Annotated in this window: 23 protein-coding genes and 1 pseudogene; 10 read left to right on the plus strand and 14 right to left on the minus strand. The window is 71.7% G+C overall.

Annotated features, from left to right (window positions below):
• The first annotated feature begins 166 nt into the window (after window positions 1-166).
• Together ACFT9I_RS00560 and ACFT9I_RS00565 are read left to right on the plus strand one after the other, a co-directional pair.
• A complete protein-coding gene (locus ACFT9I_RS00560) occupies window positions 167-439 on the plus strand; it encodes a CDGSH iron-sulfur domain-containing protein (RefSeq protein WP_382558890.1) in 273 nt (90 codons plus the stop codon).
• The gene (locus ACFT9I_RS00565; protein WP_382558892.1) at window positions 423-1,439 is read left to right on the plus strand and encodes an iron-containing redox enzyme family protein; all 1,017 of its coding nucleotides are present in this window, start codon (window positions 423-425) and stop codon (window positions 1,437-1,439) included. Before ACFT9I_RS00560 ends, ACFT9I_RS00565 begins: the two co-directional genes overlap by 17 nt.
• Before the next feature lie 11 nt (window positions 1,440-1,450).
• Here ACFT9I_RS00565 and ACFT9I_RS00570 read toward each other — a convergent pair whose 3' ends face one another.
• From ACFT9I_RS00570 to ACFT9I_RS00585, 4 genes are all read right to left on the minus strand, one after another.
• Entirely contained in the window at window positions 1,451-2,455 is a 1,005-nt protein-coding gene (locus ACFT9I_RS00570; protein ID WP_382558894.1) for a hypothetical protein, read from the minus strand.
• Between the two features lie 61 nt (window positions 2,456-2,516).
• Window positions 2,517-3,590, minus strand: coding sequence for an LLM class flavin-dependent oxidoreductase (locus ACFT9I_RS00575; protein ID WP_382558896.1), 1,074 nt, complete (start codon window positions 3,588-3,590; stop codon window positions 2,517-2,519).
• Window positions 3,591-3,694: 104 nt separating this feature from the next.
• Window positions 3,695-4,720, minus strand: a complete 1,026-nt coding sequence (locus tag ACFT9I_RS00580) for an aldo/keto reductase (RefSeq protein WP_382558897.1) — start codon at window positions 4,718-4,720, stop codon at window positions 3,695-3,697.
• A 249-nt stretch (window positions 4,721-4,969) separates the two neighbouring features.
• On the minus strand, window positions 4,970-5,179 hold the full coding sequence (locus ACFT9I_RS00585; RefSeq protein WP_382558899.1) for a putative leader peptide: 210 nt from the start codon (window positions 5,177-5,179) through the stop codon (window positions 4,970-4,972).
• A 143-nt stretch (window positions 5,180-5,322) separates the two neighbouring features.
• Between ACFT9I_RS00585 and ACFT9I_RS00590 the strand changes: the two genes are divergently transcribed.
• The 4 genes and pseudogenes from ACFT9I_RS00590 to ACFT9I_RS00605 all read left to right on the plus strand — a co-directional run.
• On the plus strand, window positions 5,323-7,146 hold the full coding sequence (locus ACFT9I_RS00590; protein WP_382558901.1) for a serine/threonine-protein kinase: 1,824 nt from the start codon (window positions 5,323-5,325) through the stop codon (window positions 7,144-7,146).
• 149 nt (window positions 7,147-7,295) lie between these two features.
• Window positions 7,296-8,030, plus strand: a complete 735-nt coding sequence (locus ACFT9I_RS00595) for a YoaK family protein (RefSeq protein ID WP_382558903.1) — start codon at window positions 7,296-7,298, stop codon at window positions 8,028-8,030.
• The gene (locus ACFT9I_RS00600; protein ID WP_382558905.1) at window positions 8,027-9,199 is read left to right on the plus strand and encodes an alcohol dehydrogenase catalytic domain-containing protein; all 1,173 of its coding nucleotides are present in this window, start codon (window positions 8,027-8,029) and stop codon (window positions 9,197-9,199) included. Before ACFT9I_RS00595 ends, ACFT9I_RS00600 begins: the two co-directional genes overlap by 4 nt.
• 33 nt (window positions 9,200-9,232) lie before the next feature.
• A pseudogene (locus ACFT9I_RS00605) lies at window positions 9,233-9,412 on the plus strand (hypothetical protein); the annotation flags it as partial.
• Here ACFT9I_RS00605 and ACFT9I_RS00610 read toward each other — a convergent pair.
• Entirely contained in the window at window positions 9,346-10,020 is a 675-nt protein-coding gene (locus ACFT9I_RS00610) for a DNA-binding response regulator (protein WP_382558907.1), read from the minus strand. The pseudogene ACFT9I_RS00605 and the gene ACFT9I_RS00610 overlap by 67 nt on opposite strands.
• A 147-nt stretch (window positions 10,021-10,167) precedes the next feature.
• Entirely contained in the window at window positions 10,168-11,625 is a 1,458-nt protein-coding gene (locus ACFT9I_RS00615; RefSeq protein WP_382558908.1) for an MFS transporter, read from the minus strand.
• Between the two features lie 170 nt (window positions 11,626-11,795).
• Between ACFT9I_RS00615 and ACFT9I_RS00620 the strand changes: the two genes are divergently transcribed.
• From ACFT9I_RS00620 to ACFT9I_RS00630, 3 genes are all read left to right on the plus strand, one after another.
• Window positions 11,796-12,251: a MarR family winged helix-turn-helix transcriptional regulator gene (locus ACFT9I_RS00620; protein WP_382558910.1), complete on the plus strand. Its 456-nt coding sequence runs from the start codon at window positions 11,796-11,798 to the stop codon at window positions 12,249-12,251.
• A gap of 227 nt (window positions 12,252-12,478) precedes the next feature.
• Window positions 12,479-12,856: a DUF2255 family protein gene (locus ACFT9I_RS00625; protein ID WP_382558912.1), complete on the plus strand. Its 378-nt coding sequence runs from the start codon at window positions 12,479-12,481 to the stop codon at window positions 12,854-12,856.
• Between the two features lie 80 nt (window positions 12,857-12,936).
• On the plus strand, window positions 12,937-13,602 hold the full coding sequence (locus tag ACFT9I_RS00630) for an SDR family NAD(P)-dependent oxidoreductase (RefSeq protein ID WP_382558913.1): 666 nt from the start codon (window positions 12,937-12,939) through the stop codon (window positions 13,600-13,602).
• A 39-nt stretch (window positions 13,603-13,641) separates the two neighbouring features.
• Here ACFT9I_RS00630 and ACFT9I_RS00635 read toward each other — a convergent pair whose 3' ends face one another.
• Window positions 13,642-14,322 carry an SDR family oxidoreductase gene (locus ACFT9I_RS00635; protein ID WP_382558915.1) on the minus strand — a complete coding sequence of 227 codons (681 nt, stop codon included), beginning with the start codon at window positions 14,320-14,322 and terminating at the stop codon, window positions 13,642-13,644.
• Between the two features lie 138 nt (window positions 14,323-14,460).
• Here ACFT9I_RS00635 and ACFT9I_RS00640 point away from each other — a divergent pair, with 138 nt between their 5' ends.
• A complete protein-coding gene (locus ACFT9I_RS00640; RefSeq protein ID WP_382558917.1) occupies window positions 14,461-15,018 on the plus strand; it encodes a TetR/AcrR family transcriptional regulator in 558 nt (185 codons plus the stop codon).
• A 51-nt stretch (window positions 15,019-15,069) separates the two neighbouring features.
• Here the strand turns inward: ACFT9I_RS00640 and ACFT9I_RS00645 are convergent, their stop codons facing one another.
• The 7 genes from ACFT9I_RS00645 to ACFT9I_RS00675 form a co-directional block, all read right to left on the minus strand.
• The gene (locus tag ACFT9I_RS00645; protein ID WP_382558919.1) at window positions 15,070-17,193 is read right to left on the minus strand and encodes an exo-alpha-sialidase; all 2,124 of its coding nucleotides are present in this window, start codon (window positions 17,191-17,193) and stop codon (window positions 15,070-15,072) included.
• 188 nt (window positions 17,194-17,381) lie between these two features.
• Entirely contained in the window at window positions 17,382-18,362 is a 981-nt protein-coding gene (locus ACFT9I_RS00650) for a dihydrodipicolinate synthase family protein (RefSeq protein ID WP_382558921.1), read from the minus strand.
• Window positions 18,362-19,975 (minus strand): FAD-dependent oxidoreductase, encoded by a 1,614-nt coding sequence (locus ACFT9I_RS00655; RefSeq protein WP_382558923.1) that lies wholly within the window; start codon window positions 19,973-19,975, stop codon window positions 18,362-18,364. The genes ACFT9I_RS00650 and ACFT9I_RS00655 overlap by 1 nt, the downstream gene beginning before the upstream one ends.
• Window positions 19,972-22,296, minus strand: a complete 2,325-nt coding sequence (locus ACFT9I_RS00660) for a trehalase family glycosidase (protein ID WP_382558925.1) — start codon at window positions 22,294-22,296, stop codon at window positions 19,972-19,974. Before ACFT9I_RS00660 ends, ACFT9I_RS00655 begins: the two co-directional genes overlap by 4 nt.
• 11 nt (window positions 22,297-22,307) lie before the next feature.
• Window positions 22,308-23,150, minus strand: a complete 843-nt coding sequence (locus ACFT9I_RS00665; protein WP_382558926.1) for an ATP-binding cassette domain-containing protein — start codon at window positions 23,148-23,150, stop codon at window positions 22,308-22,310.
• Window positions 23,147-24,178 carry an ABC transporter ATP-binding protein gene (locus tag ACFT9I_RS00670; protein ID WP_382558928.1) on the minus strand — a complete coding sequence of 344 codons (1,032 nt, stop codon included), beginning with the start codon at window positions 24,176-24,178 and terminating at the stop codon, window positions 23,147-23,149. The genes ACFT9I_RS00665 and ACFT9I_RS00670 overlap by 4 nt, the downstream gene beginning before the upstream one ends.
• A complete protein-coding gene (locus ACFT9I_RS00675; RefSeq protein WP_382558930.1) occupies window positions 24,175-25,722 on the minus strand; it encodes an ABC transporter substrate-binding protein in 1,548 nt (515 codons plus the stop codon). The genes ACFT9I_RS00670 and ACFT9I_RS00675 overlap by 4 nt, the downstream gene beginning before the upstream one ends.
• Window positions 25,723-25,750: the final 28 nt, after the last annotated feature.

Below are 25,750 nucleotides of genomic sequence, written 5' to 3' on the forward strand. Positions count from 1 at the left end.
CGGCCCATCCTGGTGAGCGGGCCGATCGCCAGCATGAAGCGGGGATGAGGATTTCTTCATGAAGGCCCGGAATCCCGCTCGGTCACCTTCTCGGGTGGTGGGTCTCCGGGGGTAGGAGGAGCTTGGGGAGGTGAGGTACCTCGGTCCGGGGAGTTGGTGGTCAACGATGTCGAACGCGTCCCAGCACCCACGACGACGCCCGTGCCGTGTCGCTGTCAGCCGCGAGGGGCCGGTCCTCGTCGAGGGGCCGGTGGAGGTGGTGGACGAGGCGGGGAACACCTTCGTCTCGGACCGCTTCGTCGTCGCCCTGTGTGTCTGCCGCCGCAGCCGTTCCTACCCGTGGTGCGACACGAGCCACCGCCGCCGGGTCCGGGGCGAGGACCGCCCCGGACCACCCGGCGACCACACGGAGGGGCCCGGCCGTGCCGACGTACCGTGAGTCACGTGCGCTGAGCCCGCCGCTGCCGGAACCACGGGGTGCGGTCTCGGCCTCCGTGCGTACGGCGCTGGGCGAAGGGACGGCCGTGGCGCTCCCGCCGGAGTCCCCGGCGGGCGCGGACCCTTTCGGTGACGATCTGCAACTGGCCCTGTACGTCCTGTACGAGCTGCACTACCAGGGTTTCGACGGGGTCGACGACCGGCGCGAGTGGGACCCGGAGCTGCTGCGGGTGCGCCGCGTGCTGGAGGACCGGTTCCTCGGGGCCGTACGGGAAGCCGTGCCCGGGGGTGGTGGCGCGGACGACGCCCTGGCGGGGCTGCTGGTCGAGCCCGTGGGGGACGACGGGACGAGCACGACCCACTTCCTGGACCGCGAGGGCACCCGGGAGCAGCTGCGTGAGTACGCGGCGCTGCGCTCGCTCTACCACCTCAAGGAGGGCGACCCGCACGCCTGGGTTCTTCCCCGCCTGCACGGCAGGGCGAAGGCGGGCATGGTGGCCGTCGAGTACGACGAGTACGGCGCCGGGCGCGCCGAGGACCTGCACGCGCGGCTGTTCGCCGATCTCATGGCCGACCTGGAGCTGGACGTCCGTTACGGGCACTACGTGGACGTCGCGCCCGCGCAGGCGCTGGCCGTCGTCAATCTCATGTCCGCGCTCGGACTGCAGCGCGCGCTGCGGGGCGCTCTCGTCGGTCATTTCGCCGCGGTGGAGGTGACGTCCTCCCCGGGCTCCCGGCGGCTGGCCCACGCCATGCGGCGGACGGGTGCGGGTGCCGCCGCCGAGCGCTTCTACGCCGAGCACGTGGAGGCGGACGCCGTCCATGAACAGGTCGTCCGGCGTGAGGTCGTCGCCGGACTGCTGGCCGACGAGCCGCACCTGGAGCCGGATGTCGCCTTCGGGGTCCGGGCCACCGTCCTCGTGGAGGACCGGCTGGCGGCCCATCTGCTGGACGCATGGCGCGCCGGACGGAGCGCCCTGCGCGCCCCGCTGCTTCCGTGACGGCGCCCGGCCTACGGGAGGCGGATGACCGCGATGCCGCTTTCGAGCGCGATCGCCACCCGGGTGCCGTCCGGGTGCACGGCGGCGACGGATGACGGCATATGGGTCACACCGTACGAACCCTGCCGCCGGTACATGGGCAGCTGCGGCCACCGCGCGACGAGCTGACCGGTACGGATGTCGAACAGGCGCGGATACTCGTACAGCGCGAGGACCGCTTCGCCGCACCCGACGATCGCGCCGAGCGGCCCGGGAACGTCATGGCGGTAGAGCCATGCCGCCTTGGAGCAGGACCACACGCCGAGTCGGTGCCGCCCCAGCCCCTCGTCCACCGGGTGCTCCCAGCCGACGTCGCCGACGACCACGGCCAGTCTGTCGCCGTCGAGCCAACAGGCGGAGTCCACCTCGTCATAGCTCAGCGACAAGGGGTCCAGAAGGCCGTCCCCGTCCAGCACCGAGGCGTCGGTCAGGGCCCGGTCCAGGTCGTACACCTCACAGATGCCCGCCGGGTGCCACACCCAGCCCGCCGACATCAGCCACCGACCGCCCGGACTGACCGCCGGCCGCGCGTGGAACAGGTTCGACATCTCCGCCTCGGACCCCGCGGCCAGGCGCTCACCCGTGGCGACGTCCTCGATCTGGAGCCGGTCGTAGCGCTCGGGGCAGTGCACCAGCACTTCCCTGCCGTCGGACAGCTCCCCCAGGCCCACCGGGTAGTCGTAGGACTCGAACTGCTCCTCGTCCCGGCGCAGTTCACGGACCGCTTTCCGCCCGTCGAGCAGCAGGCCGCGCGTACCCCGCTCGCCGTACACGACGGTCCACCGGCCGGACGGTGAGGTGACGGCGCGGTCGTAACACTCCGCAAACCTCCGCCGCGTGCGCCGGTGCTCCCTCCCGTCGGGTGACCAGCGGCGCCAACCACCCACCGGGTCCAGCAGATCGTCCCCGTCCCACACGAGAGACCGCACCTCGCCGGTCTCCACCAGCATCTCGCGCACCACAACGCCGTCGTTCATCGAAGCCCCCCAGGCACGCCGCTCCCCCGGCGGCGTGCCCCCATCATCGCCGACGCGGCCGTCACACGGGGGCGTGTTCCCGGAGCCGGCTGAGAAGCTGATCGCCGATACGGGCGACCTCCGGCTTGTACGGGGTGTCGGAGAGGACGAAGTGGGTGATACCGAGTTCGCCGTACTTCCGCAGGGCGGCGGCCACATCGTCCGGAGAGCCGACCAGCCAGGTGGTCCCGGCGCCCCCGCCGCCGACCCGGCCAGGGGCGGTGTAGAGGCAGGAGTCCAGCACCTCGCCGCGCTCGGCCAGGTCGTAGAGCCGCTGCTGGCCGACGGCTCGGCGCCGTTGGGGGTTGATCGTCGAATCACGGGCGCCCGCCAGTTTGGCCACCTTCGCCTCGGCGTCGTGCCAGGCCTCCTCCGTCGTGTCGCGGACCAGCGTGGTGATGCGCAGGCCGAACTCCAGCGGTGCGTGGGTACGGCCGAGGGATTCGCTCAGCTTCTTGAGACGGTCGATCCGCTCGGCCACGCCGTCGAGGGGTTCTCCCCAGAAGAGCTGGACGTCGGCCTCGGTGGCCGAGACCGCTTCCGCCGCCGCCGAGGCGCCGCCGAAATAGAGCCTCGGGGTACGGCCGTTCTCGGCGCCGTACGGGCGCGGGCTGACCGTCGAGTCCTCGACCCCGAAGAACTCGCCCCGGAAGGTGACGTTCTCCTCCGTCCAGAGCCGGCGCACGAGTTGGAGGAATTCCCGGGTGCGGTCGTACCGGCGGGCCGGGTCGCTCTCGCCGTCGCCGTACGCCCCTGCGTTGTCGAGGCCGCTGACGATGTTGACCAACAGGCGTCCCCCGCTGAGCTGGTCGAGGGTGGCGGCGGCGCTGGCGAAGTGCGCGGGCTGCCAGTAGCCGGGCCGTATCGCCACGAGTGGTTTGAACGTGGTGGTACAGGCGGCGAGCGCGGTGGCCACGGTGAAGGTGTCCGGCCGGCCCCATCCCGTACCGATGAGGGCTCCGCCCCAGCCGTGTTCCTCGGCGGCCCGGGCGATCTCGGTGGAGAAGCCGAGCGTGCCCCATCCGTCGGCCGTGTCGTCACCGCGGTGGCCGGGCTCGACCGTGTTGGGGATGTACCAGAGGTATTCGTCGCTCATGTCAGTGCTCCGATTCGCTGTCGAGCAGGGTGGCCTTGCTCGGTGAGTTGTTCTCCGACGGCCTCGGGCCTGGCGCCGCCTCGGTCCCGGCGTCGGCCCCGGTCTCAGCCACGGCGCGCGCGGAGGCCGGTGCCGTGGACGGCGTACTGGTCGATCAGCGCCAGCTCCTCGTCGGTCAGCGGCGAGAACTCCGTCGCCGCCCTGACGTTGTGGTCGAGCTGCCAGGTCGAACTCGCCCCGATGAGCGCGCTGGTCACCTCCGGCCGGCGGAGCACCCACTGCAGCGCCAGCTGGGCGAGCGACTGGCCGCGCTTCCTCGCGATGTCGTTCAGGGCGCCGGCCCGCTCGCGGTAGATGTCGCTGATGTCGTCCGGCGACAGGAAGCGGCTGACCGCCGCGCGGGCGTCGGCGGGCACGGTGCCGTCCAGGTACTTGTCGGTGAGCAGTCCCTGTGCCAGCGGCGAGTAGACGATCACGCCGGTGCCGTCGTCGGCCGCCACCTTGAGCAGGCCGTCGGTCTCGGGGCTCCGGTCGAACATGGAGTAGCGCGGCTGGTGCAGGAGCAGCGGTACGTTCGCGCTACGCAGCAACTCGGCTGCCTCGTGGGCGAGTTCGCTGGGGTAGTTCGAGATGCCGACGTAGAGCGCCTTGCCCTGCTCGACCGCGCTGACCAGGGCTCCTACGGTCTCCTCCAGCGGAGTCGTGGGATCCGGGCGGTGCGAGTAGAAGACGTCGACGTAACTGACGCCGAGGTCGCGCAGGCTGTGGTCGAGCGACGCCAGGAGTGACTTGCGCGAGCCGCCCTTGAGATAGGGGCTGTCCCCGACGGGGTTGCCGGCCTTGGTCGAGATCAGGATCTCGTCGCGGTACGGCCCCAGATCGCTCTTGACGATCCGTCCGAAGAACTTCTCCGCCGCGCGGGCGGGCGGGCCGTAACGATTGGCGATATCGAAATGGGTTATTCCGAGATCGAACGCGTGCAGAACGATGTCCCGTTGGGTGTCGAACGGATAATCGTCACCGAACTTCTGCCACAGGCCGAAGGAGAGAGCGGGCAGGACGAGACCGCTGTTACCGGCGCGGCGGTACGGCAGTTTCTCGTAACGGTCTTCGGCGGCTCGGTAGCCCATGGACGGTCATGCCTTTCTGAAGAAATGGGGAGGGTCACGGCTCGCGGGCAGCGCACGACGGCGGTCGGCGCCTGAAGCCGTCGGACGGCGACAACCCACGACGAGGCACCGTGCGTTGGGAATGGGAAAACGACAGGAAAAGGGGGAAACGGGAAAGGCGAGAACGTGGCCGTGATCGGTGCGCTACGGAGAGCGAGATCAGGCGAATCCGCGTGAGCGCGAGAAAACGCGACTACGCGTCAGGTGGCACTAAAGACAGAGCGCGCTGGCCGACCGCAGAAGGTCGACGTGAATGCGCGTAACGAGCCTTACACCTGGATGCACGATGCAAAGGTAAGCGAAGCGAAGGATCCTGGCAATGCGCGCAACCGTCGGGAGCGGAGAGGGCGGAAGGGGTACGCCGCGTGGGACCCCCGCGTCCGTACCCGTACGCCCGCGGGCCCGTACGCCCTCACGCATCCCGTCCGCGGGGCCACCGCGGCAGGGTTGTTGCAGGGTTGTTGCGCCGCGCGGTGAGGACTCGGAAGGAAAGTCGATACGCTCCCGGTTGACTTCGGGGCTTCGGCAGGCGCTCAACTGCCGTTAACAGGGGATGATCCACCATGACCAGCACACCTTCCGCCAACCTTTTCAAACCGCTCGGGGAAGGCGACCCGGCCGTTGTCGGTGGTTATCGCCTCGCGGCCGTGCTCGGCACCGGCGGCATGGGCAAGGTGTACCTCACGTACACACCGGGCGGCCGGCCCATCGCGCTCAAGGTGATCCGGCCCGAGTTCAGCGAGGACCCCGAATTCCGGCGGCGCTTCCAGCGGGAGGTCCAGGCCGCGCAGCGGGTGCAGGGTCTGTACACCGCGCCGGTCATCGACTCCGACACCGAGGGCTCGCAGCCGTGGCTCGCCACGGCGTACGTGCCGGGTCCCTCTCTCGCGCACGCGGTGGCCCAGCACGGCGCGCTGCCGTTGCGGAGCGTGCTGCTGCTGTCCGTCGGGGTCGCCGAGGCCCTCCATGTCATCCACGGCGCGGGCATCGTGCACCGTGACCTGAAGCCCGCCAATGTGCTTCTGGCCTCCGACGGCCCCCGCGTGATCGACTTCGGTATCGCCCGCGCCGCCGACACCACCGCCCTCACCGGTACCGGCGTCAGCGTGGGCACCCCGGCGTTCATGGCGCCCGAACAGGCGGCGGCCGGTACGGTCTCCCCCGCCACCGACATCTTCGCCCTCGGCCAGATCGCGGCGTTCGCGGCGATCGGTTCACCCGCTTACGGCGAGGGGTCGTCGCACGCGGTGCTCTACCGGATCGTCCACGAGGACCCCGATCTCAGCCGCGTGCCGGCGGAGCTGCTGCCCCTGGTGACCCGCTGTCTGACGCGCGACCCGGCCGGGCGGCCGAGCCTGACGGAGATCATCGAGCTGTGTCACGAGATCTCGCCCGTCGCGCTGCGCCAGGGCGAGGACTGGCTGCCGCAGGCGGTCGCCGGATCGATCACCGAGCGGCTGCAGCTGCCGGAGCCGGCGAAGACCCCGCCGCCGCAGCCGAGCGTGGCGCCGACGCCGACCCAGTTCTCGCCGCAGCCGCCGGCGCCGGGCACGGTGAACCCGTACGCGCCGACCGGTTTCGCCGTGCCGCCGCAGACCGGGCCGGGCGCTCCCGGCCCGGTACCGCCGCCGCCCGGTTATCCGGCACACCCCACGCAGGGCCACCACACCCCGCCGCCCGGCTACCCGATGCAGCCCACGCCTCCGCCGGGCTACCACACGCCGCCGCCCGTCGTCCACGCTCCCTACGTGCCCCCGCGGCCGCCCAAGCGGAAGCAGCGGACCGGGCTGATCGTCGCCGCGTCGGTCGTGGGCGCGATCGTCGTCCTGGGGGTCATCGGTTCCCTGTTGCCGGACGGCTCCGGGAAGGACGACGAGTCCAAGTCGCCCAGCGGCGGCAGCAGCAGCAGCGCGGGGGGCGGCTCGGACAACGGCGAGACGTCGGGCACGGACGCGGGCAAGAAGCGGCCCGACCCCAAGTCGGCCTCGTACAAGGGCATCGACGTGACGGAGAGCTACCAGGTCATGCTCGCCGACAATCCCCCGCGGCCCGCGGAGGGGGACGTCTCCTACGGCGGCGGGGACTTGTACTACTACGTGGACAGCCTGTTCGGGGAGGACAACTACATCGGAACCGACAACGGCAAGTTCATCCTGCTGAACAACGCGCAGAAGGGCTCCCTGGAGACCTGCCGCGCGGAGACCCGCTTCACCGAGAGAATCACTCTCGACCAGCTCAGTGACGGGTCGGAGTTCTGCGTGCTCAGCGACGCGGGCCATATCGCGGTCGCGACGTACCAGGGCAAGGGCGGCGCCGAAGGCTCGACGTACGTCACCTTCGACCTCACGATCTGGCGGAACGCGGAAGAGGCCAAACCGGAGGACTAGACACCCCTTAGACCCTCCCGACCGCCCCCGCGTCAAGACTTGCGCCGGACGGGTGAGCCGGTCGGCGGGATCGGCTCGGCGTGGTGCGGGGCGGGCCCCGGCGCCGTATTGGTGGCCTCTTCGGGCAGCGGACGCGGAGGCGGTGACGGGTGTCGACGACCGAGCCGGTGCGTCCGGGGCGCGCCCAGTGGGGTGCGCTGATCCTGTTCGCCGGGGCCTCGGGCGCGGTTGACGTGCTGGCGTTCATCGCGCTGGGCCGGGTCTTCGCCGGTGTGATGACCGGCAATCTCGTGCTGCTGGGGCTCTCCCTGACGGGGACCGGGGACGAGGGCGGTCCGGCCGCGCCGCTGCTGGCCCTCGGGGGTTATGTCGCGGGCGTCGCGGCCGTGGCGCCCTTCAGCCGGCGGCGACCGGAGGAGCGGGAGACGCACTGGCCCCGCACGGTCGTGCGCTGGCTCGCCGCCGAGGTCGTACTCCTGGCCGCCGTCGCCGTCGTCTGGGGCGCGGCCGGCGGGGCGCCCGCGCAGCCGTGGCTCGATGTCGTGCTCGTCGCGGTCGCCGTCGCCATGGGGACGCAGTCCGCCGCACTGGCCCGGACGGGCGCGGCGGGCGGGCCTGGGACCTACTTCACCGGCACCCTCACCCAGTTGGTCGTGCGCGCGGTCGGACCGGCGGGCGAACGCCGTGCGGACCTGGGTTCCCTGGCGCGGCTTGTCGCGCTCACCGCCGGCGCGGCCGTGGCCGCGCTCGTGTACGCGGCGTCCGCGCCCTGGGCGATGGCCGTACCGCTGCTCTGGGCGTCGGCGGCACTGGCGTGCGTGGCCGTTTCCCCCCGCCCGAACCGGTCCACCCCCACCACACCGACAACTGGAGACACCCCATGAAAGCCGTGGTCTACGACGGCACCCGCCGTGTGTCCGTGCACGAGGTCGAGGACGCGGCCCTTCAGGAGCCGACGGACGCGCTGGTACGCATCACCTCCAGCGCCCTGTGCGGCACCGACCTGCACATGTACGACGGCCGCACGGGCGCGGAGCCCGGCCTCGTCCTGGGCCATGAGCCGCTGGGTGTCGTGGAGCGGACCGGCGCCGCCGTCACGGCGGTCGCGGCGGGCGACCGGGTCGTGATGCCCACCCATCTGTTCTGCGGGGTCTGCCCCAACTGCGCCCGTGGGCGGACCGCCGCGTGCAGCCGGATCAGACCCGGCGCTTTCGGCGCCGCGTACGGTTACGCCGGCATGGGACCGTTCCGGGGCGCCCAGGCCGAGTTGCTGCGCGTGCCGTACGCGGACGCCAACTGCGTACCGCTGCCCGGGGAGCCCGGCGACCGGTACGAGGACGCGTTCGTGCTGCTGGCGGACGCGTTCGTCACCGGCTGGCACGCCACCGAACTGGCCCGGGTGCGGCCGGGCGACACCGTCGCCGTGTTCGGCGCCGGGGCGGTCGGGCTGCTCGCCGCCCACTCGGCCGTCATCCGTGGCGCCGGCCAGGTCTTCGTGGTGGACCACGTCGCCGAACGGCTGGCCGTGGCCGCCGAGTTCGGCGCTGTACCGGTGGACTTCACCGAGGGCGACCCGGTCCGGCGGATCCGCGACCACCGGCGTGAGCGCGGGCTGCCGCCCGGGGAGGAGGGCGCGGACGGAGTGGACTGCGGCATCGACGCGGTCGGATTCCAGGCCCGCGACCGCTCCGAACCGGGGCGGGAGAATCCGCGCCAGGTCATCGACGATCTCGCTCGGCTGGTGAACCCCGCCGGATCGCTCGGTATCGCGGGGGTCTTCGCCGCCAAGGACCTCGACCCGGCGCAAGAGGGTCACCGCGACGGGTCGCTCCAGGTGCCGTGGGCCACACTGTTCGACAAGGGCATCCATGTCGGATTCGGCCGCACCCACGACCGCCGCTACACCCGCCTGTTGCGGGACCTGGTGCTGGACGGCAGGGCGCACCCCGAGAAGGTCGTGACCCATCACGGTTCGCTGGCCGACGCGCCGGGTCTCTACGACGCGTTCGACCGCCGCGCGGACGGCATCGTGAAGGCGGTGCTCCGGCCGTGACGACCGGGCCGGTGGCGTTACGCTCCCGTCGCCGTCGACGCGCCGGACGTCACCACGGTGATCGCCTGGCCGCCGGGCAGCCGCTCCCGGGCGGTCGCGTCACTCGTCCGCTCGGCGGCCACGCTCCGTGGCTCGGCGCCGGCGGGTCAGGACAGCGGGAGCGGCGTCCCGGGAGTCCCGGGAGTCCCGGGAGTGATGAGGCCGCTCTCGTAGGCGATGGCGACGAGGTGCGCGCGGCTCGTGGCGCCGAGTTTGCGCAGGATCCGGTTGACGTGGGTCTTCACGGTGAGCGGGCTCAGGCCGAGAAGCTGGGCGAGCGCGTTGTTGTCGCGCTGACTCGCGACGAGGGCGAGGACCTGGCGTTCCCGGTCGGAGAGGTGCTCCAGCGCCGAAGGCGGCGCGACGGCGCGGGTGTTGTGGGCCGCCAGCAGCGCGTCGAGGGAGGAGATGACCAGTCCTCCCCCGCTCACCAGATCGAGGGCCGCCACGAAGTGGGGTACGTCGATGTCCCGGCCGAGGATGCCCGTGACCCCGGCGCGTACGAAGAAGGCGATGTCCGAGGGCGGGACGGAGCCGATGACGGCGAGCCTCGTGCCGGCGGCGGCCTGACGCAGTACCAACTGGGTCGCGGCCGTGGGGCTGTTGGGCAGTGCCCCGGCGTCGATGAGGAGGAGATCCGGCCGGACGGCGGGCAGTTGGGCCAGGGCGTCGGGGAGGGTGGCGGTCTGGCCCTGGAGGGTGAGGACGGCGGACGCCCCGATGATGTGCGCGTAGGCGTCGCGCACGAGGGTGGGACCGCCCGTGAGGAGTACGCGGTGCATCTCTCGTCCTTCCGTCGGGTGCCGGCTCCGGCGGGCCCGCGGTGCGGCACACGCGTCCGACGCGCCACACGATGCGGCACCACCGGGTGAAGCGGCCTCGGCCACGTGCGCCTCAACGGCCGTACGCGCCCGAGGCGTTCACACCGTTCACGCCTGGACGGCGGACTTCTCGGGCTCGGCGCTCGCGTGCGTCTTCTCCAGGCCGCCGGTGACGGTGCGTACGGCCGGGATGACCGCCGCGATCGCGGCGGAGATCAGCGCGATACCGCAGCCGATGATCAGGCCGGTGCGGAACCCGCTCTCGGAGGTGACGCTGAAGCCGCCGATGTCGGTGGTCATCTGGGAGAGGACCAGGCCGACCACCGCGGCGCCGATCGACGTGCCGAGGGAGCGCATGAGGGCGTTGAAGCTGTTGGCGGCGGCGGTCTCGGAGAGCGGGACGGAACTCATGATGAGCGCGGGCATCGAGCCGTACGCGAGGCCCACACCACTGTTGATCACCATGATGGCCAGCATGATTCCCCAGGCGGATCCCATCAGCGCGAGCGACAGCCCGTAGCCCGCCGCGATGACCAGGACTCCGCCGAGGAGTGTGAGCTTGGGGCCGTAGGCGTTCGTCAGCTTGCCGCCGAGCGGGGAGACGATCATCATCATGATGCCGCCGGGGGCCATCCACAGGCCGGCCGCGAGCATCGACTGCCCCAGGCCGTAACCGGTGGCCTCCGGGTACTGGAGCAGCTGCGGTATCACCAGCATGCTGGCGTACATCGCGAATCCGACGAAGATCGACGCGATGTTCGTCAGCAGGACCCTGGGGCGGGCCGTGGTACGCAGGTCGACCAGCGGGTCCTTCGTACGGAGTTCCCAGGCGCCCCAGCCCACCAGGAACACGACGGCGGCGACGAACAGACCGAGCGTGGTGCCCGAACCCCAGCCCCAGTCCGCGCCCTTGGAGATCGCGAGCAGCAGACTGACCAGACCGGCGCCGAGACCGATCGCGCCCACATAGTCGAAGCGCTGACCCTTGGCACCGGCCGGCACGGTCGGGATCAGGAACCAGATCAGCACCGCGATGATCGTGGCGAGCACGGCGGAGCCCCAGAAGAGGACGCGCCAGTTCGCGTACTGGGCGACCGCCGCGGCGATCGGCAGGCCGAGGCCACCGCCGATGCCCATGGAGGCGCTCACCAGGGCGATGGACGAGCTGAGCTTCTCGGTGGGAACGACGTCACGCAGCAGGGCGATGCCCAGCGGGACCATGCCCATCCCCATGCCCTGGAGCCCGCGTCCGATGATCATCGGCAGGACGGAGGACGAGAGGGCGCACACCACGGAGCCCACGATCAGCGGCACCGAGCAGACGAGAAGCATGCGGCGCTTCCCGAGCAGGTCCCCCAGCCGGCCGACGACCGGCACGCAGACGGCCGCCACCAGGAGGGTCGTCGTGATCACCCAAGTGGCGTTCGACGCCGAGGTGTTGAGGATCATGGGCAGATCGGCGAGCAGCGGGGTGACCAACGTCTGCATGATCGCGGCCGTCGTGCCGGCGAGCGCCAGCGTGGCGACCACACCGCCCGAGCGGGAGGTGAGCTGTGGGGCGTCCATGAAAGGGGACTCCTAGGGCTGTCCAACACGAAACGAACTTGTGCATCATACATATCGTATGTATCGAGCACTTTACATGCAGGGTGCATGCACGTGAGAGAATGGGGTCCAGGCCGTTCCGACGTGGTGCGAGAATGGCCCGGCGCGAGAGAGCAGGAGGCGACACAGGCATGGTCGGGGCCACGCACGAGATCGAGTACGAGCAGATGCTGCTCAGCCGCCACACGTTCTTGAATCAGAAAGGCGGACGCCGGAAGGACGGCGTACTGGAGCGCAGCGCCTACATCCTGCTCAGCCGTATCCGCCTGCAGGGACCGATGTCGATCGGCGAACTGAGCGACGCCTTCGGGCTCGACGCCTCCACCCTCAACCGGCAGACGGCCGCGGCGATGCGCGCGGGGCTCGTGAAGCGCATCCCGGACCCCGAGGGCGGCATGGCTCGCAAGTTCCGCATCACGGACGAGGGCGCACGCGTGCTCGACGAGGAGCGCGAGGGCATCGTCCAGTCCCTGGACCGGGTCATGTCCGAGTGGCCGGAAGAGGACATCGCCGCGTTCGCCGCGTATCTGAAGCGCTTCAACACCGACATCGAACGGCTCGCCGGCAGGCCGTGGCCGCGTCTCTGATTCATCCGTATGGAGTAGCCGAGCCGAGGGGCGGCAAGCACCGGCCGACGGGCGGATCTCCGGTGCGGGGCTCCGTCCGGTCCGACGGGTCCTGGGACGCTACGCCGGTTCGTTGAGGTGCGCGTCGCGCGTCGTGGTCGCCAGTGTGGAAGGGAGTACGCGGACATACGGGCACCCGGCAGGCGCACCGACGGCCGCACCGACACCGCCGACAAGGAGACCACCCCATGGCCACCTGGACCAAGGACGAGCTGAGCAGGATCGAGCACGCCGACGAGTTGCAGATCGCCCCGCTGGGCAGCGACGACACACCGCGCGAGCCGACGACCATCTGGGTGGTCCGCGAGGGCGACGACCTGCACGTACGCGCCTTTCACGGCCCTGGCGGCACCTGGTACCGCCACGCCACCAAGCGGCACGCGGGCCGCATCAGCGCCGGCGGCGTGGACAAGGACGTCACCTTCGTGGAGGAGCACGACCCGGCCCTCAACGACCGGCTCGACGCCGCCTACCGCAGCAAGTACGGCAGCTACAGCGAGACTTATGTCGACCCCATGGTCGCCGACGACGCTCGCGCCGCGACCCTCAAGCTCGTCCCCCGCTGAACCGAAGCCGAAGTCGGAGCCCGAGTCGAACTCGTAGCCGTAGCCGTAGCCGTAGTTGTAGCCACAGCAAAGGACTTCCCATGACCACCATCGCCATCGTCGGAGCAGGCACGGGTCTGGGCAGCGCCGTGGCGCGCCGCTTCGGACGCGAAGGCTTCGACGTCGCCCTCGTTTCCCGCACCAAGGAACACGTCGACGCCCTCGCCACCGACCTCGGCGGTGAAGGCGTGAGCGCGCGCGGTTTCGCCGCCGACGTGACCGACCCGGCCGCTCTCGCCGCCGCCCTGGAGGCCGCCGCCTCCGACCTCGGCCCGGTCGAGGTCCTGCAGTACAGCCCCATCCCCCACAGGGACTTCATGAAGCCGGTCCTGGAGACGTCTCCGGCCGACATCGAGGGCCCGCTGGCGTTCTCCGTCGTCGGACCGATGACAGCCGTCCGCCAGGTCCTGCCCGGCATGCGCTCCCTGGGGCGCGGCACCCTGCTGTTCATCAACGGCGGCACCGCCGTCCAGCCGCAGCCCGAGCGCGCCGGTACCTCGATCGCCTTCGCCGCGGAGAGCGCCTACGCGCACATGCTGCACGACGCCCTCGCCGGGGATCGGATCCACGCGGCGCAGCTCATCATTCCCGGCGCGATCACCCCCGGCCATCCCCGCAAGGACCCGGCCGTGCTCGCCGACACGCTCTGGGGGATGCACCAGGACCGTACGGAGTTCCGGCGGTACGCCGAACCCCTGGACGCCTGATCCGGCCACCCGCCCCCGGAGGCCCCGGACCGGACCGGATCAGCCGGTCACCACGCCCAGCCCCTGCTTGACCTGGCGTGTCAGATCGTCGGCCAGGATCTCCGGGGTGCCCTTCTCCAGCCCGTCCAGAGCCTGGGCCGCGACGGACGCCGGGTCGGTCTTCTGCGCCGGGTCGACGTACTCGGCCATGTCGGTGTCCATGTAGCCCACGTGCAGGGCGGAGACCTGGATGCCGCGCGGTGCCAGCTCCTCGCGGATCGAGTCCGTCAGGGACCAGGCCGCGGCCTTGCCGGCGCTGTACGCGCCGTATCCGGCCGGGTGGACCCACGACAGCACGGAGAGCACGTTCAGGATCGAGCCGCCGCCGTTGCCCTCGATGACGGGCGCGAAGGCACGGGTCACCTGAAGCGTCCCGAAGAAGTGGGTCTCCAACTCCAGGCGGATCCGGTCGAGTTGGCCGTACACGAGCGGCGTGTGGGTGGAGATGCCCGCGTTGTTGATCAGGAGCGTGGCGTCGGGTGCGGCGGCCGCGGCGGCACGGACGGACTCCGGATCGGTGATGTCGAGGCGCAGCGGTACGGCACCGGGCAGATCGACCGTCTCGGGACGGCGGGCTCCCGCGTACACCTTGGCGCCGCGCTCCAGCAGTTGTTCGGCGATACGGCGGCCCAGTCCTCGGTTGGCGCCGGTGACGACCGCTACGGCGTTGTTCAGTTCCATGGTCCTGATCCCTTCATCGGGGGCGTACGACCTCTTCAGGTCGTTGCCACACCACTTAGATTACACTCAACATCTAAATGCGGAAGGGTTGAGGCGTACGATAGATGTCATCGAACATATATTTCAGGGAGGTGGCCGATGGGCCGCGTATCGAAGGAACAGGCGCAGGAGAACCGCCGTCGGATCGTCGACACCGCCTCCCGTCTCTTCCGCGAGCAGGGCACCGCCGGTGTCAGCGTCGCCGACCTGATGAAGGCGGCCGGGCTCACCCACGGCGGCTTCTACAAGCACTTCGACTCCAAGGAAGCCCTCGTGGACGAGGCCACCGCCTGCGCGTTCGACGGGGTGGAGGATCCGCTCGTCGCACGGCCGGGGGCGGACGACGGCGATCCGGAGGCCGCGCGGCGCGCGTTCGTCGACGACTACCTCTCCCCCGGGCACCGCGACGACATGGCCGGCGGCTGTCCCACGGCGGGCCTGGCCGTCGACATGGCGCGCGGCGCCGCGGGCAGTGCGGCGCGGCACACGTACGCCGAGGGGGTAAGGGAGTTCGCGGAGCGGATGGCCGGCGACGGCGATGACGGCCTCGCCCGTCTCAGCACGATGGTGGGCGCGCTGATCCTGGCCCGCGCGGTCAACGGCGACCCGCTCTCCGACGCGCTCCTCGCGGCCGCGAAGGCCGAGGTGTCGGCGTAACGACGCCCCGGCCCCGGCCCCGATCTGCTTCGAACGAGGCCGGGGCCGGTGTCAGGTGCGCGGGCCCAGCAGTCGGATCGCGTCGGCGACCACCGTGCCGTCGGCGTCGTTGCTCAGCTCGACCGACGTGGTGAGACCGGCCCGCAGCCGGTAGCTGCCGACCGTGACCCACGAGCCGCCGCGCGGCTCCGTGGCTCCGGCCACCCGCTGGTCGATCCGCACGGTGTCGGTGCCTGCCGCGTGGACGACGGTGTACGGGGCGTTGCCCGCGCGGTTGGCTCCCGGGGCGTAGGACGTCTGGATCTCGTACGTGCCGTCCCGGGGCACCGCCGGACGCCAGCGCACCAACCGCTCGCCCGAACCGGCGGGCGCCGTACGGTAGTTGCCCGCCCAGTAGCCGGGGTCCGCCGTCGCCGTCGGCCAGCTGCCGGTGACCACGGCGAAGCCCAGCCGGTCGTTGTCCACGACCACTTCCTCGCGTACGTCGGCGGAGCCCGGCGCCTCGATCAGGCTGAGCGAGTCGAGGCCGAGCGACGTCCCGCCGCCCCTGCCGGTGCCCGTCACCGCGCACCGCAGGGTGTGCCGGCCGGCGCGTAGCCGGGCCGTGCCGATACGGGCCAGGTCGTAGCCGTCCGCCGACTGCGCCGTGGTGTCGATCGAGAAGGCGGGCAGCTTGGTGCCGGTCAGGGTGACCGTGGCCAGTGCGCCGTCCGCCGAGCGGTAGTGGCGCAGCAGCAGCTCGTACTCGCCGGTGCGTGGCACCCGGAAGGTGAACTCGGCCGAGCCGCCTACCCGTTCGGGGGTGAGGACCAGTCGCTCGCCACGGCGCGCGAGCGGATCGGCGCGGGTGTCCACGGCGCCGCCCGTGACCCTGCGGTCCGCGCCGGCCAGGGCGACCACCGTCTCCCGGTAGCGGGGGCCGCGACGCAGTGTGTCGCGGCCCCGGGTCAGCCAGTCGAGCGAGAAGCGGCAGACGTTCACGCGGCGCGGGGCGCTCGCGAGGTCGCCGTCGCAGCCGTAGAGGAGCACGATGGTGCCGTCGGACAGCCGGGCGAGATCCGAGTAGAAGGAGCGGCGTTCGTTGATGACCCGCCGGTACCGGTACGAGGTGCCCTCGTCGTAACTGACCGACACCGTCATGTTGTATCTGACCGGCGAGTCGGGGCGGCTGAACAGCAGCCGGTCGGTGTCGCGGCTGCCGGGTCCGCCGGTGTAGCGCAGCAGGCCGGCGTCCACCGCGTTGAACGAGCCGGTGCCGCCGTCGAACGCCGGCTGGGACCAGGTCAGTCCGTCGTCCGAGCTGGCGGAGACGATGCGCTGTCCCTCGCCGCCGGCCGCGGCGCGGCCATTCACGAGCACGGTGCCGTCCGACCGCTGCACCATCCGCGCTTCATTCATGGGGTACTCGACCTGTACGGGCACTGCGCCGGTCGCCTTCCAGGTGACGCCGTGGTCGTCGCTGTAGATCGGCGCGACACCGTAGTACCGCTCGGCCACGGTGTTGCCGACGATCACCCTGCGGTGCGAGCAATTGAGCAGCAGGCGCCCGGACTTGAGCTGGAGTCCGTGGCCGGGACCGGGGCCGTGCAGCGCCCAGTTGTAGGGAAACCCGTCGAACAGACCGGCCAGGTTCCGTACTTTGCCCCAGGTCCGGCCGCTGTCCCGGCTGGAGATCACATACAGGTCGCCGGAGTCGCCGGAGCAGGACGTGTTCTGCGGCAGTCGCAGGGAGAGCATGAAGAAGAGGAAGATCTCTCGCGTCTCCCGGTCCACGACCAGCGCCGGATTGCCCCAGGACTCCCCGCCGACGGAGGTGACCAGTGGGCGGCTCGCCTCCCAGGTCTCGCCGCCGTCGGTGCTGCGGCGCAGCAGCAGATCGCGCGGCCCGGCGTCGCACACCTCGTGGCGGCCCTCGGTCACGGCGAGGATGGTGTCGTCGGGCAGCACGGCGAGGGCGTGCACGTGGTAGTTCACCAGCGGGCCCTCGACGGAGTCCCACAGGGTCCGCTCGTCGAAGAAGGAGCCGCGCCGATCGGGCGTGGGCCGTCGGTCGGCGGCGTGTGCCGTGGATCCCGACGCCCCGGGGCCGAACGCGGCGGTGGCCGAGACACCGGCGACGCCCAGGGCGAAGGATCTGCGGTTCATGTCGGTGCGCTTCGGTCCGGTTTCGGACATGGTGAGCCACCCCTTTCGGGCGGTACGGAGGAGAGTGAGCCGGCGCGGGGGGTTACGGTCCGGATCAGCGACGTACGGACCCGGTGGGTACCGGATCGGCGGCATGCGGACCCGGCAGGTGCCGGATCAGCGGCGTACGGAGCCGGCACGTACCGGATCAGGCGCGAGTGGATCCGGTACGTGCCGGATCAGGCGCGTATGAGATGTGCGTCGAGGGGGCCGAGCAGATCGAGCAGCGCGTGCCGCTCCGCCACGGAGCACGGTGTGAACGGTGCCGCGACATGCGGCGGGCACAGCCCTCGTTCGGCCAGGACCGCCTTCACCGCCGGCACACCGGGCCGTACGGTGTGCAGCACCAGCGCCTCGTCGAGCAGTCGTTGCGCGCGACGCGCGTCGTCGTCCCGTCCCTCACGGTGGGCCCGGAACAGCTCGACAGCCGTCCCCGGCAGGAGATTCGCCACACCGGGGACCAGACCGTCGGCGCCGAGCCGTAGCGCGTCGAGCGCCTGCCCCTCCGCGCCCTGGCTGACTCCGAAGTCGTCGCGACGGCGGGCAGCCGCGACCGCGCGGCCGAACAACGCGAGGTCGCCAGAGCTGTCCTTGATGCCCACGAGGTGCGCCAGGTCGGCGAGTTCGTCGAGCAGGGCGGGTGTCAGCGGATTGCTGTAGCGGGGGGCGTTGTAGGCGACGACGGGTACGCCGAGGCCTGCCGTCGCCGCGTAGTGGGCGACGATCTCGTCGTGCCTGTGGTGGTAGTAGATCGGCGGGCTGAGGACGAGCGCGTCCGGCTCGGCGGGCAGGACCGCCTCCGCGCGCGCCAGCGCCTCGGCGGTGCCGGGGGCCGTGATGTTGACCAACACTGGCCCGCCGCAGGTTAGTTCGCGCCAGCGGTTGGCCACCCCGGCGGCGAAGTCGCCCAGTTGGGACGTCGGCAGCAGCGGGCCCTCGCCGTTGCTGCCGAAGAGCATGAGGCCGTGTGCGCCTGCCGCCGCCAAGGCGCCGAGCAGGGCGTCGGCGGCCTCGGCGGACGGCCGGCCCGGCCGATCCATGGGTGTGACCAACGGGATCATGACTCCGGCCAGCAGCGCGCGCCCGTCCGCCTGTCCCTCTCTCTGACTCCCCTTGCCGGTCCGTCTCTCCCCGTCGGTCCCGCTGTCCTGACCGTCCATCAGTACCCCTTGACCTCGGGCCAGGCCAGTTCGACCCCGGCGCGCGTGAGTTCGTCCTGGAAGTGGCGCAGCCGCTCGCCGTCCTCGTACACCTGCTCGATGTCGAGCCGGTTGTCGAGGCAGTACGCCGCCAGCGACCCGGCAGCCTCGCCGATGTTCCACTCGACGGGGTGCAGCCGGTAACAGCCGTTGGTGATGTGGGTGGTGCCGATGTTCTTGCACACGGGCAGCAGATTCCGCAGCCGCACGGGGAGCAGGGCGCCCAGCGGGATCTGGAAGGGGCTGCTGGCCACGTCGATGTAGGTGTCGCCGCCGGTGGAGGGGTGCAGGTCGATCCGGTACATCCCGATGCCGACGGAGTCCGGGTAGCGCACGGCGCCCTGTTCGCCCCGGACGGTCAGCGACAGGTCCTGTTCGACGATCCGGCGCCGGGCGACGATCCGGCGTGACTCACGGATGTACGGCGCCTTGGCCAGCCCGTCGGCCGTACCGAACACATCGCCGCGCAGCCGCAGGCCGGGCCAGCCGGTACCCCCGTCGGGGCGGGGCGCCTCGGTCTGGAGCCAGTGGAGCATGCTCATGCTCAGCTCACGGGCCCCCGCCAGATGCCGGTCCCGCTCCTTGTCGTCCACCCCGATCAGCGGTCCGGGCAGGTAGTCGATCATGGGCCAGTTGACGATGGTCACGTCGCTCGTGACGAAGCCGGGCCGGTACAGCTTCCGCGAGACCACCCGGCGGAACTGCCACAGTTCCTTGTCGCCCGCGTCCTTGCTCTGGTCGGCGACCACCGGCCCCGATTCGGCGTTCGGCGTGAAGCCGCGCGGCACGGTCCGCAGGGTCCTCGGATCGGGCGCGCTCAGGCTCAGCAGCCGGTTCGGCCACTGTGGCGGCCGGTACGCGGCCCAGCGGTCGTAACCGGCCGGGCGGTCGACAGTGTGGTCCTCACCCGCGAGATGGTCGACGGCGAACACCCAGGAGAACGCCTGCATGTTGGCCGGCTGCGCCTCGTCGGGCGCGCTCGGCTCCCCGGTGTCCCGCCGCGACTCGAAGCCCGTCACATGCTCGGCGCCGGTCAGCGGCAGCAGGTCGCCGAGTTCCGTCGCGTCCAGGACGTACGGCGCCGACACCTCGACCCGCGTACCGTCCGGGCCCTCGACGACCACGGACCGTACCCGGTCGCCGTCCACCGACGCGGCCACCGGCCGGTGCCCGTACAGAATCCGCAGCCGCCCGGCCGACACGTACGGCGCGACCATGGCCTCCAGAACGGCGGCGGCGACCCGGGGCTCGTGGCACAGCGCGCTCACCCGCCCCTCGCCCGGATTGAGATGGCGGCGCCGCCTGGCCTCGTCGGTGAGCGGGTACCACGTCCGGTAGTGGTCACGGATCGCCTCGCGCAGCGCGCGGTAGGTGCGGGTGGCGCCGAACTGCTCGATCCAGGCGTGCTCGTCGGGCGGTACGCCCTGGCTGGTGAGCTGGCCGCCGATCCAGTCGGTCTCCTCGGTGAGCAGGACCGACCGGCCCCGGTCGAGGGCGGCCAGCGCGGCGGCCACGCCGCCGAGGCCCCCGCCGACGATCAGGATGTCCGTGGCAGCCGCCGTCTCCGCGCTCATATGCCGCTCCCCTCCCGTGTGTTGCCTGCCGTATCGCCTGCCGTATCGCCTGGCGCGTCGCCGATTGCGTTGCCCGCGGTGTTCGCCTGGCCCGTACTGTCCGCGCCGTCGGTCGTGTCCGGCGCTTCCCGCCCGGCCGTTCGTCCGGCGGGGCCGAACGTGAAGTGCCGGGGCGCGCCCCGCACGTCCAGCGCCACGGGCGGGCCGCCGCCCGGTGGTGTGACGAGCAGGTCGCCGTTGCCCTCGGCGGTCCCGGTGACGCGGTCGGCCGTCAGCCGGTAGCCCCGGACGACGACGCCGGGCGCCATGTCCAGCAGGACACGTCCGGCCAGGCCGACGGTGAGCCGGTCGGCCGCCCGGATGTCGAGGCGGCCCTCGCCGAGCGGCAGGTTGCACAGCTCCGCGGGCTCCCCCGGGTGGGCGAACCGCCAGCCGTCGGGACGTGCGTCGGCCAGTTCACCGAACGCGAGGTACGCCAACAGACCTCCCCAGGCCATCAGCCCGTCCGAACGCTTCTGAAGACCCGTCAGATTCTCCCCGTCGGCGGCCGGATAGTTCTCCCTGACGTGGCCGTGCTCCCGCCATTCGTCGAGAAACAGCCGCAACAGCGCCCCCACCACCGGCCGGCTCAGCTCGGTCAGCTCGTACCGCCGCAGGCCCCGTACGGCGAGATACGCCATCGGTGCCCAGATCCGGCCGCGCCAGTACGTCGCCGCGAAGCCGGGGTCGTTCCGGGCGACGCTGGGCAGTGGCCGTACACCGCCGAGCGCTTCGGGCTTCAGCAGATCGGCGGCCACGGCCGCCGCCCGCGCGGGCTCCGGCAACCCGCCGAGCAGCGCGTACAGCATCGTCGGCGAGACATGCGGATCGTGCGTGCCCGCCGCCGTGAGATTGCGGTAGCCGCCCCGCTCGCCGTCCCACAGCAGCCGGTCGGCGACCGCCTTGGCCGTGGCGGCCTCGGCGCGCAGCCGGTCGGCCGTCGCGGGCTCCCCCAGGATGTCGGCGATCGCGGCCAGTGCCTCGGCGTCGGCGATGTGCAGCGCGTTCAGCCCGACGTCGGCGAGGTCCATGGTGTGGGTCACCGGGTCGTACAGAGCCTCGTCGTACATCGGCGAATCGTCCAGGCCGGACTCCCGTTTGGCCCGGTCCAGGGTCGCCGACGCGGGGTCGCCCGCGATCGGGTCGGAGCCCCAGGCGAGCAGTCCGTGCGGTCCCCGGCGGGCCCGGGGCCACCAGTCGTGCCAGGCCAGCAGCGCCGGGAAGGTCTCGTCGAGCAGCGCCACGTCACGGGTCCCGGGCGACAGGCCGCCCGCCAGATACGCCTGATACACCGTCAGCGCGCCGACGGGCGGTTGCGAACGGTCGTCGGTGCGGCCCCCGTCGTCCGAGATCCGGTTCGGGATCATCCCGGCCCCGTCGGTGTACGGGAGGATCTGCCCGAACACGCCGCGCGCGTAGTCCCGGTCGACGGCGGAGGCGGCGAGGCCCGTGAAGAACGTGTCCCAGGCGTGCAGGGCCCAGGTGCCGTAGAAGCCCTTCCGCTCGGCGCAGACGAAGTCCCGCGACGTCGGGGTGAGGACGCGGTCGATGCCGGGCGCGTAGACGGTGTTCCAGGTGACGGCCCTGGTCAGTGCGTCGGCGGCGTCGCCCAGCCAGCCGCCGGACCGCAGCCGGGTCCGGTAGGAGGCGCCCTGGCGCGCCGCTAGTACGGTGCCGGTCCCGGCGACCGTCCCGGGCGCGTGCTCCGGCGCGATCCGCAGGTCCACGGCCCCGGCCTCGACCGCGAACGTCAGGAGCAGCGTGTCGGCCGGCCCCTCGATCCGCCGGGCCGGCGACGAGGCGCTGACCGTCCAACGGGCGCCGCCCACAAGGACGGTGCCGACCGGGCCCGTGCCGTCGGAGACCGTACCGTCGAGGCTCGCGGCGTCCGGGCCCGTACCGTCGAAGCCCGTACCGTCCAGGCCCTCCACGGACAGCACGACACCCCCGCCCGTGCACTCGGCGCGGGCGTGCAGGACGTCGCCGGGGCCGCCCGCGAAGAGCAGCCGCAGCCGGTGGCCCGCCGCCCGTACCGTCACCTCGGCGTAGGCGCCGTCCACGGTGTGCGGCCCCAGCCGCTCAAGTCCGTCGCGCCAGGTGAACCCGTCGAGCACCGGTCCCTCGGCGCCGAGTACACCGAACCGCACCCGTGGTCCGGACGGCAGCAGGCTCATACCGGTGTGCGTGCGGACGTCCCAGGTGTTCCAACCGGTCGGCGCCGGAGTGACGGTGGTGGCAGGGACGGCCGTCGCTGTGACGGTGGTGGCACGCTTCCCGCTCATACGACTCCCGCTCATACGACCGCCTTGTCGTCGGTGGTGCCGTCGCCCGGCACCGAGTCGTCCAGGTCCAGCGCCGCGTCCAGCAGCGCCCGGGTGTACGCGTGACGCGGCGCGGTCAGTACCTCGCCGGTCCGGCCCTTCTCCACGATCACGCCCCGGTGCATCACCGCCACCCGGTCGGCGATCTGGTGCACCACCCCCAGGTCGTGGGAGATGAACAGCATCGCGAGCCGGTGCCTGGCCCGCAGATCGGCCAGCAGCCGCAGGATCTGGGCCTGGACGGAGACGTCGAGCGCCGACACCGCCTCGTCGCACACCAGCAGCCGGGGCCGTACCGCCAGCGCTCTGGCGATGCTGACGCGCTGGCACTGACCGCCCGACAGGTCCCCCGCCCGCCGCGACGCCACCTCGGGGTCGAGCCCCATGTCGGCCAGGAGCCGGTGCAGCGCCTCCGTTCGATCGCCCTTGGGGGCGGTGACCGGGTGGGTGTCCCAGACCTCGGCGATGATCGAGGCGACCGTCATGCGCGGGTTCAGTGACGAACGCGGATCCTGGAACACCATCTGTACCGCGCGTTGCAGCTCCGGCGGCCGGCGGCCCGCGCGGCCGAGCGGCCGGCCGTCGAAGGTGAGCGTCCCGGCCCCCGGCCGCAGGAGTCCGGCCACGCACCGGGCGACGGTCGTCTTTCCGGAGCCCGACTCGCCGACCAGCCCGAGGGTCTCCTCGGGCGCCACCGACAGACTCAACCCGTCCACGGCGGCCGTGCCGCCCCTGCGGGCTCTGCCCCGCCCCCCGTAACTGACGCGCAGATCGCGCACGTCGAGGAGTTTCCCCACTCGCTCATCCGAACTCACGAGCCCAGCACCTCCTCGGCGAAGTGACAGGCGCTCCACCGCTCCCGCGCCACCTCCCGGACCGCCGGCACCTCGCCTCGGCACCGTGCGCGGGCCAGTGGGCAGCGCGGATGGAACGCGCAGCCGGCCGGCCGGTTCGCCGGGGTCGCCGGGGCCCCCGGCAGCGGATCGGCGAGCGCGGTACGGGTCCTGACGGCGGGCACGCTGCGTACGAGGGCGGCGGTGTACGGATGGGCCGGCCGGCGCAGTACGTCGCGGGCGGGCCCGCGCTCGCCGACCCGTCCCGCGTACATCACCACCACCTGTTCGGCGACGTGCGACACGACCCGCAGGTCATGGCTGACCAGCAGCATGGCCAGACCGTCCGCCGCCTGGATGTCGGCCAGCAGCCGCAGGATCCGGGACTGCACGGTGACGTCGAGCGCCGTCGTCGGTTCGTCGGCGAGCAGCAGCGCGGGCCGGCCGGCCAACGCCAGGGCGATCATGGCGCGTTGGCGCAGGCCGCCGGACAACTCGTGCGGGTAGGCGCGCATCCGGCGGCGCGGTTCCGGTACACCCGCCCGGTCGAGGAGTTCGACGACCCGGCGGTTCACCTCGGCGCGCGGCAGCCCGTCGCGGCGTGGGATCTCGCCGACCTGACGGCCGATCCGCTGGGTCGGGTTGAGGGCGGCGAGCGGGTCCTGGAAGATCATCGCGATCTCCCGGCCGCGTACCGTACGGCGCCGTACCTCGTCGGCGGCGATCAGGTCCTCGCCGTGCCACAGCAGCCGCCCCGTGAGCGTGGCGCCCTCGGGCGGCAGGCCCAGGATCGCCTGGGCGGTCATCGTCTTTCCGCTGCCCGACTCACCGATCAGTCCTACGGTGGTGCCTCTCGGTACGTCGAAGGACACACCGTCCACCACGCGCACCCGCTCACCGCGCGGGCCCGGCAGTTCCACCACCAGGTCGTCGATCCGCAGGGGCGGCCCGTCGGTCGCGGGCTCCGGTTTCACGGCTCCGCGCTCGCGCGCGGTTCCGGCCGGGGTCACGAGCCACCGGTCCGGACGGTGGCGAAGTCCGGCAGGCCACTGGCGTCGGGGGTGAAGCCCATGAGGTCGCTTTTCCAGGCGTAGGCGATGCTCACCGACATCGGGTACATCCCGACGGCGTCCTGCCAGATGATCCGGCTCGCCTGGCCGTAGAGGTCGGTGCGCTTCTTCTTGTCGGCGGTGGCGCCCGCCGCCGCGAGCAGACCGTCCAGCCGCTTGTTGCAGTAGCCGTTCCGGTTGGCCTCGCAGGTGTAGAGGCGGCCGAGGTTGCTGGCCGCGTCGTAGCTGGGGATGGCCAACTGCTGGAAGTTGATGTCCCACTTGAGCGCGATCAGGTCTTCCGTGAAGGTGGCCTGTTCCTTCTCCAGCGGCTCCGCCCGCACCCCGACCTCCCGCAGGTCCGAGACGACGGCCTGGATGAAGGGCCGGAACTCGGCGTTGGCGAACTGGAGTCGGAGCTTCTTGGAGAAGTCGAAGCCCGCGGCGGTGAGCGCCGACCTGGCGGCTGTCGCGTCGTGGGCCACGGGCGGCTGCGGTACGTGTCCGAGTACGACGCTCGTCACGGGCGCGTCGGCCGGCTTGCCGGTCTCGGGGTAGAGCTTGTCGATGATGGTCTTGAAGTCGACCGCCTGCCAGATCGCCCTGCGTACCTTCGCGTCCTTGAGCGCGGGGGTCGAGGAGTTGAACCACATGGTGAACTCGGCGCTGCTCGGCACCGTTCGCACCGTCAGGTCCTTCTCGCCCTTCAGCGAGGCCAGTTGGTCGTCCGGGATGCCCCAGAGGATGTCGACCTCGCCGGTGCGCAGGGCCGTCATCCGTGCCGACAGCTCCGGGATGTTCCGTACGGTGACCCGGCGCGGCGCGGGCTTGTCGCCCCGGTACTTCTTGTTGGGCACCAGGACCAGCGACTCGCCCGGTGTGAACCCGTCGACGGTGAACGGGCCCGAGCCGACGGGGTTGTTGAAGAAGGCGGTGTCGTCCTCGCCGACGTCCGACGGGATGACGTAGAAGGTGCCGAGCTTGCCGGGGACGGACGCGTCGGGTGCCGGGCTGGTGAGCACGACTTCGGTGGCCGACGTCCTGGTCATCGTCGAGCCGGGGAAATTGCCCGCGTTGGGGCCGTCCAGGCTGATCATGCGCCGGAAGGACGCGACCACGTCGTCGGCGTCGAGCGGGGAGCCGTCGGAGAACGTCACCCCCTCGCGCAGCGTGAACGTCCAGGCCGTCACAGCCTTGTCGGGCTTCCAGGCGGTGGCGAGATCACCGGTGAGGGTGCCGTCCGGCTCAGGTTTCACCAGTCTGCTGAAGATCTCCTGCCCCGCCAACTGCGTTCCGGTGGAGGCGCCTTGGGCGCCGTGCGGGTCCAGGCTCTCGATCGGATAGGTGCCCGCGGCCGTCACGTCGCCCGAGCCGCCGGAGCCCCCTCCGTCGTTGTCGTCGCCGCCCGTAGTCGTCGTGCAGGCGGCGAGGAGGGCCGCGCCCGCTGTTGCGGTGGCGGCGAGCCGGACCAGCCGGCTCCGCCCGTACCAGCGCGTCTTGGTCATGGTGGTGCTCCTGTCTGAGAACGAGGGT

The sequence above is a fragment of the Streptomyces sp. NPDC057137 genome (assembly GCF_042670825.1).
GTDB lineage: Bacteria > Actinomycetota > Actinomycetes > Streptomycetales > Streptomycetaceae > Streptomyces.

What these genes read in the sequence shown, in the direction of transcription:
- ACFT9I_RS00610 (WP_382558907.1), bottom strand. Translation starts at nt 10,020, where the DNA reads ATGCACCGCGTACTCCTCACGGGCGGTCCCACCCTCGTGCGCGACGCC.
- ACFT9I_RS00630 (WP_382558913.1), top strand. Translation starts at nt 12,937, where the DNA reads ATGACCACCATCGCCATCGTCGGAGCAGGCACGGGTCTGGGCAGCGCC.
- ACFT9I_RS00620 (WP_382558910.1), top strand. Translation starts at nt 11,796, where the DNA reads ATGGTCGGGGCCACGCACGAGATCGAGTACGAGCAGATGCTGCTCAGC.
- ACFT9I_RS00675 (WP_382558930.1), bottom strand. Translation starts at nt 25,722, where the DNA reads ATGACCAAGACGCGCTGGTACGGGCGGAGCCGGCTGGTCCGGCTCGCC.
- ACFT9I_RS00660 (WP_382558925.1), bottom strand. Translation starts at nt 22,296, where the DNA reads ATGAGCGGGAAGCGTGCCACCACCGTCACAGCGACGGCCGTCCCTGCC.
- ACFT9I_RS00575 (WP_382558896.1), bottom strand. Translation starts at nt 3,590, where the DNA reads ATGAGCGACGAATACCTCTGGTACATCCCCAACACGGTCGAGCCCGGC.
- ACFT9I_RS00590 (WP_382558901.1), top strand. Translation starts at nt 5,323, where the DNA reads ATGACCAGCACACCTTCCGCCAACCTTTTCAAACCGCTCGGGGAAGGC.
- ACFT9I_RS00580 (WP_382558897.1), bottom strand. Translation starts at nt 4,720, where the DNA reads ATGGGCTACCGAGCCGCCGAAGACCGTTACGAGAAACTGCCGTACCGC.
- ACFT9I_RS00625 (WP_382558912.1), top strand. Translation starts at nt 12,479, where the DNA reads ATGGCCACCTGGACCAAGGACGAGCTGAGCAGGATCGAGCACGCCGAC.
- ACFT9I_RS00560 (WP_382558890.1), top strand. Translation starts at nt 167, where the DNA reads ATGTCGAACGCGTCCCAGCACCCACGACGACGCCCGTGCCGTGTCGCT.
- ACFT9I_RS00615 (WP_382558908.1), bottom strand. Translation starts at nt 11,625, where the DNA reads ATGGACGCCCCACAGCTCACCTCCCGCTCGGGCGGTGTGGTCGCCACG.
- ACFT9I_RS00650 (WP_382558921.1), bottom strand. Translation starts at nt 18,362, where the DNA reads ATGGACGGTCAGGACAGCGGGACCGACGGGGAGAGACGGACCGGCAAG.
- ACFT9I_RS00655 (WP_382558923.1), bottom strand. Translation starts at nt 19,975, where the DNA reads ATGAGCGCGGAGACGGCGGCTGCCACGGACATCCTGATCGTCGGCGGG.
- ACFT9I_RS00570 (WP_382558894.1), bottom strand. Translation starts at nt 2,455, where the DNA reads ATGAACGACGGCGTTGTGGTGCGCGAGATGCTGGTGGAGACCGGCGAG.
- ACFT9I_RS00585 (WP_382558899.1), bottom strand. Translation starts at nt 5,179, where the DNA reads ATGCGTGAGGGCGTACGGGCCCGCGGGCGTACGGGTACGGACGCGGGG.
- ACFT9I_RS00640 (WP_382558917.1), top strand. Translation starts at nt 14,461, where the DNA reads ATGGGCCGCGTATCGAAGGAACAGGCGCAGGAGAACCGCCGTCGGATC.
- ACFT9I_RS00600 (WP_382558905.1), top strand. Translation starts at nt 8,027, where the DNA reads ATGAAAGCCGTGGTCTACGACGGCACCCGCCGTGTGTCCGTGCACGAG.
- ACFT9I_RS00645 (WP_382558919.1), bottom strand. Translation starts at nt 17,193, where the DNA reads ATGTCCGAAACCGGACCGAAGCGCACCGACATGAACCGCAGATCCTTC.
- ACFT9I_RS00635 (WP_382558915.1), bottom strand. Translation starts at nt 14,322, where the DNA reads ATGGAACTGAACAACGCCGTAGCGGTCGTCACCGGCGCCAACCGAGGA.